The organism is Buttiauxella massiliensis, from assembly GCF_902500225.1.
GTDB classification, from domain to species: domain Bacteria; phylum Pseudomonadota; class Gammaproteobacteria; order Enterobacterales; family Enterobacteriaceae; genus Buttiauxella; species Buttiauxella massiliensis.
The window spans coordinates 68610-82530 of record NZ_LR722662.1 but is presented as its reverse complement, the minus strand read 5'-3'; the positions used below and the strand labels follow the sequence as shown (position 1 = coordinate 82530).

The following is a 13921-nucleotide window of genomic DNA, read 5'->3' as shown; positions in this document are numbered from 1 at the left end:
GTCATGGGCTTGAAGCATTTATTTGAAAAACTAGAGCCGCACTTCACACAAGGCGGAAAGCTAGAAAAGTACTATCCGCTCTTTGAAGCGACGGCGACTCTGTTTTATACGCCTGGTATCGTTACGCCTGGCGCCTCCCACGTTCGTGATGCTATCGATCTGAAACGCATGATGATCCTGGTGTGGTTCGCTGTATTCCCGGCAATGTTCTGGGGCATGTACAACGTCGGGCTGCAAACTATTCCTGCCCTGAACAAGATGTATGGCGCAGAACAACTCCAGCAGGTGATTTCATCCGACTGGCATTATGTGATTGCGCAGTGGCTGGGAGTGAACTTTACGCCTGATGCTGGCTGGCTCAGCATGATGACGCTGGGCGCTGTCTTCTTCCTGCCAATCTACATCACGGTATTTTTGGTAGGCGGTTTCTGGGAAGTGCTGTTCTCTATCATTCGCAAACACGAGATTAACGAAGGCTTCTTCGTGACTTCGATTCTGTTTGCGCTGGTGGTGCCACCAACTATGCCTTTGTGGCAAGCCGCCCTCGGTATCAGTTTCGGTGTGGTTATCGCCAAAGAGATTTTCGGTGGAACAGGCCGTAACTTCCTGAACCCTGCACTGGCTGGCCGTGCATTCCTGTTCTTCGCTTATCCAGCGCAAATCTCGGGCGACCTGGTGTGGACCGCGGCTGACGGTTTCTCTGGAGCAACTCCGCTTTCACAATGGTCCCATGGCGGTGGTGAAGCGCTGGTTAATGTTGTCTCTGGCCAGCCTGTCACCTGGATGGATGCTTTCCTCGGCAACATTCCCGGTTCGATTGGTGAAGTCTCAACGCTGATGATTCTGATTGGCGGGGCGATTATCCTGTTCGGTCGAGTCGCATCCTGGCGCATCGTTGCGGGCGTTATGCTCGGTATGATTGCCACTGCAACCCTGTTTAACTTCATCGGTTCTGAAACCAATCCGTTATTTGCGATGCCGTGGTATTGGCATCTGGTGCTGGGTGGTTTTGCTTTCGGCATGATGTTTATGGCGACCGATCCGGTTTCGGCCTCGTTTACCAACAAAGGTAAATGGTGGTATGGGGCACTCATCGGCCTGATGTGTGTGTTAATTCGAGTTGTAAACCCGGCCTATCCAGAAGGGATGATGCTGGCGATTTTGTTCGCCAACCTCTTTGCACCGTTGTTCGATTACCTGGTGGTGCAAGCCAATATCAAGCGGAGGAAGTCGCGTGGCTGAAGTAAAAAGTAACGATAGCATTGGCAGAACACTGCTGGTGGTGCTGGTGCTTTGCCTGGTTTGCTCCGTTGTGGTGGCAGGTTCTGCTGTTGGGCTTAAAGCTCGTCAGCAAGAGCAAAAAGCCCTCGATAAGCAACGTAACATTCTTGATGTTGCGGGCTTAGCCACACCAAAAATGACAGGTGAAGATGTTAAAGCAGTCTTTGAATCACGCATTACACCGCGTTTGTTGGATTTGAAAAGTGGCGAGTTACTGGATACAGACTCGTCTAAATTCGACCAGGCGGCAGCATTACGTGACCCTAATCAGAGCAAAGCACTCACATCTGACGAAGATCGTGCCGGGATAAAAAATCGCAGCAATATTGTTGAGATTTACCTGGTGCGAGATGAGCAAAACAAAATCCAGGAAGTTGTCTTGCCCGTGTATGGCAAAGGCTTGTGGTCGATGATGTATGCCTTCGTTTCTCTGCAAACCGATGGCCGTACGGTTAAAGGCATCACTTACTATGACCAGGGTGAAACCCCGGGTTTGGGCGGTGAAGTTGAAAACCCGAACTGGCGTGCGCAGTGGATTGGCAAGAAGCTGCTTGATGATAATGGCAAGCCTGCAATTCGTGTTGTGAAAGGTGGTGCGCGTCAGGGCGATGAATACGGGGTAGATGGTTTATCCGGTGCCACGCTCACAGCAAACGGTGTACAACACACTTTTGATTTCTGGATGGGTGAACTTGGTTTTGGTCCATTCCTGAAACAAGTACGTGAAGGAGCGCTCAACAATGGCTGATATTTCAGACATGAAAGAGGTCAAACGGGTACTGGTTAGTCCTCTTGTGGATAACAACCCTATTGCCTTGCAAATACTCGGTGTCTGTTCGGCGCTGGCTGTAACAACGAAGCTGGAAACAGCATTCGTAATGACCATCGCGGTAACAGTGGTGACAGCGTTCTCCAGCATGTTCATCTCGATGATCCGTAACCTGATCCCAAACAGTGTGCGAATCATCGTACAGATGGCGATCATTGCTTCGTTAGTTATCGTCGTAGATCAGATTCTGCGTGCTTACGCCTACGAGATCTCCAAACAGCTTTCGGTATTCGTTGGCCTAATCATCACCAACTGTATTGTGATGGGGCGTGCCGAAGCCTACGCCATGAAGTCACCGCCGCTGGCGAGCTTTATGGATGGCATCGGTAACGGCCTGGGTTATGGCGTGATTCTGCTGCTGGTTGGTTTCCTGCGTGAGCTGATAGGAAGCGGCAAACTGTTTGGTATCACGGTGCTTGAAACGGTTCAAAACGGTGGCTGGTACCAGCCAAACGGGATGTTCCTGCTGGCGCCGAGTGCGTTCTTCATTATCGGCCTGTTGATTTGGGCACTGCGTACGCTGAAGCCTGCGCAGCAGGAAAAGGACTAACTGACTATGGAACATATGATTAGTCTGTTTGTGCGTGCCGTGTTTATTGAAAACATGGCGCTCGCGTTCTTCCTTGGCATGTGTACCTTCCTGGCGGTTTCCAAGAAGGTTTCCACGGCATTTGGTTTGGGTGTGGCGGTTACCGTTGTTTTAGGGATTGCTGTTCCGGCGAATAACCTGGTTTATAACCTTGTGCTTCGCGACGGTGCATTGGTTGAAGGTGTTGACCTCAGCTTCCTGAATTTCATCACCTTCATTGGTGTGATTGCAGCGCTGGTGCAAATCCTTGAAATGATCCTCGATCGTTTCTTCCCGGCTCTCTATAACGCGCTGGGTATCTTCCTGCCGCTTATCACCGTTAACTGCGCCATTTTCGGTGGCGTATCGTTTATGGTGCAGCGTGATTACAGCTTTGGCGAATCCATCGTTTATGGTGTCGGTTCCGGTGTGGGCTGGATGCTGGCTATCGTCGCGATGGCCGGTATTCGCGAGAAGATGAAATATGCCAATGTGCCCGCAGGATTGCGTGGCTTAGGAATCACCTTTATCACCACTGGATTGATGGCACTAGGTTTCATGTCATTCTCCGGTGTGCAGCTATAAGGGCGGAAAGGTATGGAAATTATTCTTGGCGTGGTGATGTTCACGCTTATTGTTTTGGCTCTGGCACTGATGATTCTGTTTGCTAAGTCAAAGCTTGTTAACTCCGGCGATGTGCTGATTGAGATTAACAACGAAGCAGACAAAAAGTTCCATGCTCCGGCGGGCGACAAACTGCTCAACACGTTATCAAACCAAGGGATATTTATCTCCTCGGCTTGTGGTGGTGGTGGTTCTTGCGGCCAGTGCCGTGTCACGGTTAAAGAAGGTGGGGGTGATATTCTGCCTACCGAACTTTCGCATATCACCAAGCGTGAAGCGAAAGAGGGTTGCCGTCTTGCCTGCCAGGTTGCCGTTAAGCAGGATATGAAAATTGAGCTGCCAGAGGAAATCTTTGGCGTTAAAAAATGGGAATGCGAAGTTATCTCCAACGATAACAAAGCGACGTTCATTAAAGAGCTTAAATTACGTATTCCTGATGGCGATGTGGTGCCGTTCCGTGCGGGGGGGTATATCCAGATTGAAAGCCCACCTCATGAAGTTAACTACCTGGACTTCGATGTTCCGCAGGAATACCGTGGCGACTGGGATAAATTTAACCTGTTCCGTTTCAAATCTGTGGTGAAAGAACCCTGTGTTCGCGCTTACTCCATGGCGAACTACCCGGATGAGAAAGGCATTATCATGCTGAACGTGCGTATCGCGACTCCGCCGCCAAATGTGCCAGATGCACCTCCGGGTATTATGTCCTCGTATATCTGGTCGCTGAAAGCCGGCGATAAAGTGACAATTTCCGGGCCGTTTGGTGAATTCTTTGCCAAAGATACGGATGCAGAAATGGTGTTTATCGGCGGTGGTGCCGGTATGGCACCAATGCGTTCGCACATTTTTGATCAGCTTAAACGCCTGCATAGCACGCGCAAAATCAGCTTCTGGTACGGTGCGCGTTCGTTGCGTGAAATGTTCTACGAAGAAGAGTTTGAAAAGCTGGCGCAGGAGAACCCGAACTTTAGCTTTAATGTGGCGCTTTCTGATCCACAGCCAGAAGATAACTGGACGGGTTACACCGGTTTCATCCATAACGTATTGCTGGAAAACTATCTTCGCAGCCACCCGGCCCCAGAAGACTGTGAATTCTATATGTGTGGGCCGCCGATGATGAACGCCGCAGTGATTAAAATGCTTAAAGATCTGGGCGTAGAGGATGAAAACATCATGCTCGACGACTTTGGCGGCTGACGGGAGCCATTATGCTGACGGTATTTTTAGCCACCTTCGTTATATTTTTGCTGGTGATATTTGGTATGTCACTGGGCGTTATCGTGAAGCGCAAAGCGCTTCAGGGTAGCTGTGGTGGCATTGCAGCACTCGGTATGGAGAAGGTTTGCAACTGTCCTGAACCTTGCGATGCGCGTAAAAAACGTATGGCGAAAGCCGAACGACTGGCAAAAATTCAGCAAAATCGCATCATATGAGCCTCTTAAATCCTCCCGCTTTTCGGGAGGATTTCTTTGATACAGACTTTCCCCCTCTCACTAATTGACTGTATACTTATCCAGTGAAATAACTGGTGTGAAAAAGTATGCGTAAAATCATTCATGTCGATATGGACTGCTTTTTTGCAGCGGTGGAGATGCGTGATAACCCCAACCTGCGGGATATCCCGCTAGCTATTGGCGGCAGCGCGCAGCGACGTGGAGTGATCAGTACCGCAAATTACCCAGCACGAAAATTCGGTGTACACAGCGCAATGTCGACAGCGCTGGCACTCAAATTATGCCCACACCTGACACTTCTACCTGGGCGTTTTGACGCATACAAAGATGCATCAAATCATATTCGTGAGATATTTAGCCGCTACACCAATCTTATTGAACCGCTATCTCTTGATGAGGCTTATCTGGATGTTACCGATAGCCTGAACTGCCACGGCTCCGCAACGCTCATGGCGCAGGAAATTCGTCAGACGATTTCTGACGAACTTAATCTCACAGCTTCTGCGGGGATAGCCCCGGTAAAATTTCTCGCCAAAATTGCTTCCGATCTTAATAAGCCTAACGGGCAGTACGTCATTACGCCCGATGAAATCCCTGCATTTTTAGCAACCTTGCCGTTGGGTAAGATTCCAGGCGTGGGCAAAGTCACCGCTGGAAAACTGGAAAGCCTGGGGCTGCACACCTGTGCCGATGTACAAAAAACTGATTTAGCTTCGTTACTGAAACGTTTTGGGAAATTTGGGCGTGTACTTTGGGAAAGGAGTCAGGGTATTGATGAGCGTGAGATTAACAACGAGCGGCAGCGCAAATCAGTCGGCGTTGAGAAAACCCTGGCTGAGGATATTCATGAATGGCATGAGTGTGAAGCCATTATTGAGCAGCTTTATGCTGAACTTGAGCGACGGCTGAAAAAGGTGAAACCAGATTTATTGATTGCTCGTCAGGGAGTCAAACTCAAGTTTAATGATTTCCAGCAAACCACTCAGGAACATGTCTGGCCGCAGCTAAATAAAGCCGATTTAATCGCAACGGCGAAGAAAACATGGGAAGAGCGCCGGGGAGGGCGAGGCGTAAGGCTGGTGGGGCTGCATGTCACGTTACTTGACCCACAGTTGGAGCGTCAACTTGTTCTGGGATTATAAAAAAACCCTCTCAATGGAGGGTTTTGATCAACATGTATTTGGCTTATTTAGCTGGAATCGCTTTCAGCAACTCAGTCAGCAGGATCCAGTATTGGCCAACGCTTGCAATATGAACTTGTTCATCAGGCGAGTGCGGACCTGTAATGGTCGGCCCAATAGAAACCATATCCATCTCAGGGTAAGGCTTCTTGAACAGACCACATTCCAGACCGGCATGGATAACCATGATGTTTGGCGTCTTGTTGAACAGCTTTTCGTAAGTTTCACGAACCAGTGCCATTACCGGGGATTTAGCATCCGGCTGCCAGCCAGGGTAGCTGCCTTTGGCAACACTTTCTGCGCCAGCAAGCTGACCCAGTGCGTGAAGCATGCCCACCACATAATCTTTACCGCTATCAATCAACGAACGAATCAGGCAGATGATTTCTGCGCTTTCGTCAGTCATTGTCACCACACCCACGTTCAGTGAGGTTTCAACTACGCCTTTTACAGCGTCGGAATTGCGGATAACGCCGTTCGGCATTGCGTTGAGCAAATTAATGAAAGTTTCGCGGCTTTTTACTGTCAGCGCAGATTTTTCTGTGCTGGTCGCTTCAACCAGAACGGTGGTGTTTTTCTCAACGGCACCCAGCTCATTTTGCAGAATTGACAAGAACTGCGCTGCCAATTGCTTGAGTTGTGCTGCTTTATCGGCAGGTACAGCAAGGATAGCTGAACCTTCACGAGGGATTGCGTTACGCAGCGTACCGCCGTTCAGATCAATCAGACGAGCATCCAGTTCTGCTGCGTGAGCGAACAGGAAACGCGCCAGCAATTTGTTTGCATTGCCCAAACCTAAATGGATCTCAGCGCCAGAGTGACCACCTTTCAGACCTTTGATGGTCAGTTTGTAGGTTTCGTAACCTGCTGGAATCGCTTCACGTTGCAGTGGCAGCGTGGAGATGAAATCAATCCCGCCAGCACAACCCATGTAGATCTCACCTTCTTCTTCAGAATCGGTATTGATCAGGATATCAGCTTGTAACCAGCCAGCTTGCAGGCCAAAAGCGCCATCCATACCCGCTTCTTCGGTCATGGTCAGCAGGACTTCTAACGGGCCATGAGACACGGAGTCATCAGCCAGCACTGCCAATGCAGATGCCATACCGATACCGTTATCCGCACCCAGCGTTGTGCCGCGGGCTTTAACCCACTCGCCGTCGATATACGGCTGAATCGGATCTTTGGTGAAATCATGGACAGTGTCGTTATTTTTCTGCGGCACCATATCAAGGTGAGCTTGCAGGACGACCGCTTTACGGTTTTCCATACCAGCTGTTGCAGGTTTGCGGATCAGGATATTACCAACCTGGTCACGCTCAACATGCAGGCCTTTTTCTTTTGCCCAGGACAGAATATGTTCCGCGAGTTGTTCTTCATGATAAGAAGGGTGCGGAATAGAACAGATTTTGGCAAAAATATCCCACAGCGGTTGCGGAGATAATTGAGACAATTCAGACACGATAAGTCTCCTTGACATCAGACTCTGCTGACAATTTTGGTTCGCAGAGCGCAGGATTGATCTTAATGAAATACAACACAAGTAAGCATTGTGCGCTGGCCTGAGAATACCACTATAACTAAGGCTGTGACGACCTAAAGCACGTAAAAACGAGGGGGACTGGCCTACAGTACTGGTTTTTAGTGCGTCAGATCTCTATAATCTCGCGCAACCAAAACCCCTTTGAACATTTTTAAGCCGTTAATAACTGGCTGGGATAATTTCACATGAGCGAAAAATACATCGTCACCTGGGACATGTTGCAGATTCACGCGCGTAAGTTGGCAAGCCGTCTGCTTCCTGCTGAACAGTGGAAAGGCATTATTGCTGTTAGCCGTGGCGGCCTGGTTCCTGGCGCACTGCTGGCGCGTGAACTGGGGATTCGTCATGTTGATACCGTATGCATCTCCAGCTATGACCACGACAACCAGCGTGAGCTGACTGTGCTGAAACGTGCTGAAGGTGATGGTGAAGGCTTCATCGTTATCGATGACCTGGTAGACACTGGGGGTACCGCTGTTGCTATCCGTGAAATGTATCCAAAAGCGCATTTCGTAACTATCTTCGCCAAGCCTGCTGGTCAGCCTTTGGTTGACGATTATGTTATCGATATCCCGCAAGATACCTGGATTGAACAGCCGTGGGATATGGGCGTTGTGTTCGTGCCACCTTTAGCTGGTCGTTAATAACCGTCATCCTTTTGAGTCGCAGTGGCGTTAGCTACAGCTCAAATGATTTAGGTTATTGGTAGTTTAAGTATTTGCAGTGATTTACGCCCGGCATAGCCGGGCGTTTGTGTTATTTGGATGCTGACAGAGTACAATAGCCTCATTCCTGACGTTTGTATGGAGGCAGAAACGATGTCACAGGCCAATCTTAGCGAAACCCTGTTTAAACCACGATTTAAGCACCCCGAAACTTCAACTCTGGTTCGGCGCGCTAAGCATCAAGCGGCCCCCGTTATCCAGTCTGCTCTGGACGGTGCAACAGCCCCCCAGTGGTATCGTATGATCAACCGCCTGCTCTGGGTTTGGCGCGGTGTCGATCCTCTCGAAATCCTCGAAGTACAGTCGCGAATTGCCATTTGCCAGGCCGAACGTACCAATGATGAGTTATTTGATACGGTCATTGGCTATCGTGGTGGGAACTGGATCTATGAATGGTCAAAGCAAGCGATGCAATGGCAACAGCGAGCTAACCAGGAAACAGACAAGGTACTTAGCGGCAAGTATTGGTTACAGGCCGCTAATCTTTATAGCATTGCAGCCTACCCGCATCTGAAAGGTGATCAACTTGCAGAACAGGCACAAGTTCTGGCAAATCGCGCGTATGAAGAAGCGGCTCCGCGTCTTTCCGGAGGCTTGCGCGAACTTGAGTTCCCAATTCCTGGTGGCGGAACAATAACCGGATTCTTACACCTTCCAAAAGAGGGGCAGGGGCCATTCCCGACTGTGTTAATTTGCGGTGGCCTTGACGCTTTGCAGAGCGATTATTACAACTTGTTTGATAAGTATTTTGCACCTGAAGGTATGGCGATGTTGACCATCGATATGCCATCGGTTGGCTTCTCTTCAAAATGGAAACTGACTCAGGATTCCAGTCTTTTACACCAGCACGTTCTGAAGGCGTTACCGAATATTCCGTGGGTCGATCACACTCGTGTTGCGGCGTTTGGTTTTCGGTTTGGTGCTAACGTAGCAGTACGGCTGGGATATATCGAAGCACCACGTTTGAAAGCTGTGGCATGCCTTGGGCCCGTTGTTCACAGCTTACTGAGCGATGCATCACGTCAGGCACAGGTGCCGGAGATGTATATTGATGTACTGGCGAGTCGCCTTGGGATGAATGATGCATCAGATAGCGCCTTGCGCGTGGAGTTGAATCGCTATTCATTAAAAACCCAGGGACTGTTAGGGCGCCATTGCCCAACGCCAATGCTGTCTGGTTATTGGGCAAACGATCCATTCAGCCCGGAAGAAGACTCTCGTTTAATCGCTTCGTCATCTGCGGATGGTAAGTTGCTAGCGATCCCGTTTAACCCGGTGTATCGCAACTTTGACAAAGCGCTGAAAGAAATTACCGGATGGATCAAGCATAGATTACGTTAATGATTTGCTAAATTTCATTGGTTTGGTAAAACAGTTGCTTCACAACAGGAGATCGCAATGACGTTACCGAGTGGACACCCGAAAAGTAGATTGATTAAAAAATTCGCCTCGCTTGGCCCATATATCCGGGAAGAGCAATGTGAAGATAACCGTTTCTTCTTCGATTGCCTGGCTGTGTGCGTTAATGTGAAGCCTGCACCAGAAAAACGTGAATTCTGGGGCTGGTGGATGGAACTGGAAGCACAGGAAAAGCAATTTACCTATACATACCGTTTTGGTCTGTTCGACAAAGATGGTAAGTGGACTGCAACAGCAGCAAAAGATAAAGAAGTAGATGAAAGACTTGAGCAAACACTGCGTGGTTTCCATGAGCGTCTGCGCGAGTTATTAAGCACTCTGGGTCTGGATTTGGTGCCCGCAGAAAACTTTGCGGAAAAACCAGTAAAGCTTTCGGTCTGAAATAAAAAACCCCCACCCATGAAGGATGGGGGTTTTCTTTTGCTAATTAGAATTGATAAACAATACCGATGGCAACAACATCATCACTATTCAGATTTAATGCATTATCATCACTGAGTTGGTTAATTTTGTAATCAACATAAGTAGACATGTTTTTGTTAAAGTAATAAGTAGCCGCGACATCGATATATTTCACCAGATCGGCATCACCAACCCCTTCAATATCCTTGGCTTTTGACTGGACATAACCCACTGATGGACGAAGACCAAAGTCAAATTGATACTGTGCAATAACCTCGAACGCCTGGTTTTTATTTGCAAAGCCGCTGATGCTACTATTTATGCCATTAATTGATGCAGTACCAGAAATTGGCGTCATATTACGTGTTTCGGCATACATTGCAGCCAGATATACTTTATTCGCGTCATATTTCACGCCGGTAGTCCAGGCTTCGGCATTGTCACCCTTGCCGTAAGCTTGATTTTTCTGCGCCAAAGTACGGTTGGAGTTGGCATAACCAGCACCAACTGTCAGGCCAGTATCGCCAATATCATAAGACAGTGAAGTACCAAAACCGTCACCGTTTTGTTTGCTGGTTGCACGACCGTCATTCTCGTTTTTTCCTTGATATTGCAGGGAAAGTTTCAGGCCATCAACCAGACCAAAGAAGGTGTTATTGCGATAGGTAGCAACTCCGTTAGCACGACCAGTCATAAAGTTATCGGTTTTGGTGTAAGAATCATCACCAAACTCTGGCATCATATCGGTGTAGGAAGCGATGTTGTATAACACGCCGTAGTTACGGCCATAATCAAATGAACCAAAATCACCCGCTTTTAACCCAGCAAATGCCAGACGAGTTTTGGTGGTATTAACATCACCTTCGGCTTTGTTAGCGGCAACTTGATATTCCCACTGCCCGAAACCAGTTAGTTGGTCGTTAATTTGGGTCTGGCCTTTAAACCCCAGGCGGACATAAGATTGATCGCCATCTACAGCGTTATTATCACTTAAATAGTGTTCTGCTTTTACTTTTCCGTAAAGGTCGAGTTTATTGCCATCTTTATTATAAATTTCCGCTGCCTGCGAAGAAGTCGATGACGCCAGAAAACCCAATACCATTAATGCCAGTGTGCTTTTTTTCATTTTCTCATCCCAAAAATGTATACGCGCTAAAATTTAATCGGGAAATATCCCGTTAAAAAACGCAGAGAGTTTTATCGCTTTGAGATGAAAGTTTTATGACATGGTAAGAGAAAGTTTAAATAAACGTAATAATTTATATTTGTCATAAAATTGTCAAAATTTACCGTTACGGTTATCGATCGTTTACGCGAAGTTAACCGTTTTCCGTGCCGGGGCAGTTGGCATTCATCGCGACTCCTGTTACAACGTCATTTGGCATTTTAAATTTCCAATTTCGCTAACACGGCAGAGAATCATGAGTGACAGTCAGACGCTGGTGGTAAAACTAGGCACGAGCGTATTAACCGGTGGCTCACGCCGCCTGAATCGGGCTCATATTGTTGAGCTGGTGCGCCAATGCGCACAACTTCATGCCTCCGGGCACCGTATCGTTATTGTGACGTCTGGGGCGATTGCCGCAGGACGTGAGCATTTGGGCTACCCCGAGCTCCCCGCAACTATTGCGTCGAAACAATTACTGGCCGCCGTAGGTCAAAGCAGGCTGATCCAACTCTGGGAACAGCTATTTTCTATCTATGGCATTCATGTTGGGCAGATGCTGCTCACGCGGGCCGATATGGAAGATCGCGAACGTTTCCTGAATGCACGTGATACCCTGCGAGCGCTGCTGGACAACAATATCGTACCTATAATCAATGAAAACGATGCTGTTGCGACAGCAGAAATTAAAGTTGGCGATAACGATAACCTTTCTGCGCTGGCCGCTATTCTTGCGGGTGCCGATAAGTTGCTCCTGCTGACAGATCAACAAGGGTTATTTACTGCTGACCCACGTAATAATCCAGCCGCTGAATTAATTAAAGAAGTCCATGGCATTGATGATGCGTTGCGCGCCATCGCCGGTGATAGTGTTTCCGGGCTTGGGACCGGCGGTATGGGCACGAAATTACAAGCTGCAGATGTTGCCTGCCGCGCTGGCATAGATGTTGTGATTGCAGCAGGAAGCAAACCTGGCGTTATTGGTGATGTGATGGCGGGGACTCCTGTCGGAACACGTTTCCATGCGCAGCAGTCCCCATTAGAAAATCGTAAGCGTTGGATATTTGGCGCACCACCAGCAGGTGAAATTACGGTTGATGATGGCGCGCTGGCCGCGATTCTTGAACGTGGTAGTTCTTTACTGCCGAAGGGTATCAAGAATGTGACAGGCAACTTCTCTCGTGGAGAAGTTATTCGCATTCGTAGCCTCGAAGGACGTGATATTGCCCATGGGGTTTGCCGCTATAACAGCGATGCGTTACGCCGTATTGCGGGGTATCACTCTCAAAAGATCGGTGAAATCCTTGGCTACGAATACGGCCCAGTAGCGGTTCATCGCGACGATATGATTGTTAATTAAGGAGCAGGCAATGCTGGAACAAATGGGCAAAGCCGCTAAAGCGGCTTCTTATCAGATGGCCCTGCTCTCCAGTCGTGAAAAAAATCGTGCGCTGGAACGAATTGCAGATTATCTGGAAGAACAAGCCGAAGGAATTTTAACGGCCAACGAGCAGGATTTAGCTGAAGCAAAAGACAATGGTTTGAGCGAAGCTATGCTCGATCGCCTACAACTTACACCTTCACGTCTGAAAAGCATCGCCGATGATGTTCGCCAGGTTTGTAATCTGGCCGATCCTGTTGGCCAAGTGATTGATGGGGGCTTACTTGATAGCGGCCTGCGTCTCGAACGTCGCCGTGTTCCATTAGGTGTCGTAGGGGTAATTTATGAGGCCCGTCCTAACGTAACGGTTGATGTAGCCTCATTATGTCTAAAAACAGGTAATGCAGCGATTCTACGTGGTGGTAAAGAAACATGGCGTACAAACGCCGCGACGGTAAAAGTTATTCAGCAAGCTCTCATGGAGTGCGGTTTACCTGCGGCGGCAGTTCAGGCAATTGAAAGCCCGGATCGTGCCTTAGTGAACGAGTTACTGCGTATGGATCGCTACGTAGACATGTTAATTCCGCGCGGTGGTGCTGGTTTACATAAACTTTGCCGTGAGCAATCCACCATTCCGGTGATAACGGGTGGTATCGGTGTTTGTCATATTTTTGTCGATGAAAGTGCGGAGTTTTCTCCCGCGTTTAAAATCATCGTAAACGCGAAAACACAACGCCCAAGTACCTGTAACACGGTGGAAACTTTGCTGGTGCATCAGGAAATTGCCGAAACCTTCCTTCCGGCTTTAAGTAAGCAAATGGCAGAATCTGGCGTTACGTTACATGCGGATGAAAAATCGTTGCTGCTTTTGCAAAACGGCCCGGCAGAAGTGCTGCTAGTGAAAGCAGAAGATTACGACGATGAATGGTTGTCACTCCATCTGAATGTGAAAGTTGTTGCTGATATCGATGACGCTATCGATCACATTCGGCAGCATGGCACACAGCATTCAGATGCAATTCTGACGCGTACGTTAAGCCATGCGAATCGCTTTGTGAATGAAGTCGATTCTTCAGCTGTTTACGTGAATGCTTCAACGCGTTTCACCGACGGCGCCCAGTTTGGTTTAGGTGCTGAAGTGGCTGTAAGTACGCAAAAACTTCACGCACGTGGTCCAATGGGTCTTGAAGCACTAACCACTTATAAATGGATCGGATTCGGCGACGATACCATTCGTGAATAATTGATATAAAGGTAATACATATAAATCTGGAAATTATAAGCTTATATGTATTACCCATCACTTTCTTAAATTAAATGCATCTAGCACATTTGATTCTTAAATGAAT

General features: G+C 48.4%; 14 protein-coding genes. 12 read left to right on the top strand and 2 right to left on the bottom strand.

Annotated elements, in window-relative coordinates:
* Window positions 1–3 precede the first annotated feature (3 nt).
* From GC128_RS18920 to dinB, 7 genes are all read left to right on the top strand, one after another.
* On the top strand, window positions 4–1242 hold the full coding sequence (locus GC128_RS18920) for an NADH:ubiquinone reductase (Na(+)-transporting) subunit B (protein WP_151995587.1): 1239 nt from the start codon (window positions 4–6) through the stop codon (window positions 1240–1242).
* Window positions 1235–2029: a Na(+)-translocating NADH-quinone reductase subunit C gene (locus tag GC128_RS18915; RefSeq protein ID WP_151995586.1), complete on the top strand. Its 795-nt coding sequence runs from the start codon at window positions 1235–1237 to the stop codon at window positions 2027–2029. The genes GC128_RS18920 and GC128_RS18915 overlap by 8 nt, the downstream gene beginning before the upstream one ends.
* On the top strand, window positions 2022–2660 hold the full coding sequence (locus GC128_RS18910; RefSeq protein WP_081908371.1) for an NADH:ubiquinone reductase (Na(+)-transporting) subunit D: 639 nt from the start codon (window positions 2022–2024) through the stop codon (window positions 2658–2660). The genes GC128_RS18915 and GC128_RS18910 overlap by 8 nt, the downstream gene beginning before the upstream one ends.
* A 6-nt stretch (window positions 2661–2666) precedes the next feature.
* A complete protein-coding gene (gene nqrE, locus GC128_RS18905) occupies window positions 2667–3263 on the top strand; it encodes an NADH:ubiquinone reductase (Na(+)-transporting) subunit E (protein ID WP_034461600.1) in 597 nt (198 codons plus the stop codon).
* Window positions 3264–3275: 12 nt separating this feature from the next.
* Window positions 3276–4499 (top strand): NADH:ubiquinone reductase (Na(+)-transporting) subunit F, encoded by a 1224-nt coding sequence (gene nqrF / locus GC128_RS18900; protein ID WP_151995585.1) that lies wholly within the window; start codon window positions 3276–3278, stop codon window positions 4497–4499.
* An 11-nt stretch (window positions 4500–4510) separates the two neighbouring features.
* Window positions 4511–4735: a (Na+)-NQR maturation NqrM gene (gene nqrM / locus GC128_RS18895; protein WP_034461602.1), complete on the top strand. Its 225-nt coding sequence runs from the start codon at window positions 4511–4513 to the stop codon at window positions 4733–4735.
* A 107-nt stretch (window positions 4736–4842) separates the two neighbouring features.
* Entirely contained in the window at window positions 4843–5898 is a 1056-nt protein-coding gene (gene dinB / locus GC128_RS18890; RefSeq protein WP_151995584.1) for a DNA polymerase IV, read from the top strand.
* A 43-nt stretch (window positions 5899–5941) separates the two neighbouring features.
* Here the strand turns inward: dinB and pepD are convergent, their stop codons facing one another.
* The gene (pepD, locus tag GC128_RS18885; protein WP_151995583.1) at window positions 5942–7399 is read right to left on the bottom strand and encodes a beta-Ala-His dipeptidase; all 1458 of its coding nucleotides are present in this window, start codon (window positions 7397–7399) and stop codon (window positions 5942–5944) included.
* Between the two features lie 266 nt (window positions 7400–7665).
* Between pepD and gpt the strand changes: the two genes are divergently transcribed.
* From gpt to crl, 3 genes are all read left to right on the top strand, one after another.
* Entirely contained in the window at window positions 7666–8124 is a 459-nt protein-coding gene (gene gpt, locus GC128_RS18880; protein WP_034457839.1) for a xanthine phosphoribosyltransferase, read from the top strand.
* A 174-nt stretch (window positions 8125–8298) separates the two neighbouring features.
* The gene (gene frsA / locus GC128_RS18875; RefSeq protein WP_151995582.1) at window positions 8299–9546 is read left to right on the top strand and encodes an esterase FrsA; all 1248 of its coding nucleotides are present in this window, start codon (window positions 8299–8301) and stop codon (window positions 9544–9546) included.
* Window positions 9547–9603: 57 nt separating this feature from the next.
* Entirely contained in the window at window positions 9604–10005 is a 402-nt protein-coding gene (crl, locus tag GC128_RS18870) for a sigma factor-binding protein Crl (protein ID WP_151995581.1), read from the top strand.
* A 46-nt stretch (window positions 10006–10051) separates the two neighbouring features.
* On the opposite strand, the gene GC128_RS18865 is transcribed toward crl, so the two are convergent.
* Entirely contained in the window at window positions 10052–11152 is a 1101-nt protein-coding gene (locus tag GC128_RS18865; protein WP_151995580.1) for a porin, read from the bottom strand.
* Between the two features lie 295 nt (window positions 11153–11447).
* Here GC128_RS18865 and proB point away from each other — a divergent pair, with 295 nt between their 5' ends.
* Window positions 11448–12551 carry a glutamate 5-kinase gene (proB, locus tag GC128_RS18860; RefSeq protein ID WP_151995579.1) on the top strand — a complete coding sequence of 368 codons (1104 nt, stop codon included), beginning with the start codon at window positions 11448–11450 and terminating at the stop codon, window positions 12549–12551.
* A gap of 10 nt (window positions 12552–12561) precedes the next feature.
* On the top strand, window positions 12562–13815 hold the full coding sequence (gene proA / locus GC128_RS18855; RefSeq protein ID WP_151995578.1) for a glutamate-5-semialdehyde dehydrogenase: 1254 nt from the start codon (window positions 12562–12564) through the stop codon (window positions 13813–13815).
* Window positions 13816–13921 lie beyond the last annotated feature (106 nt).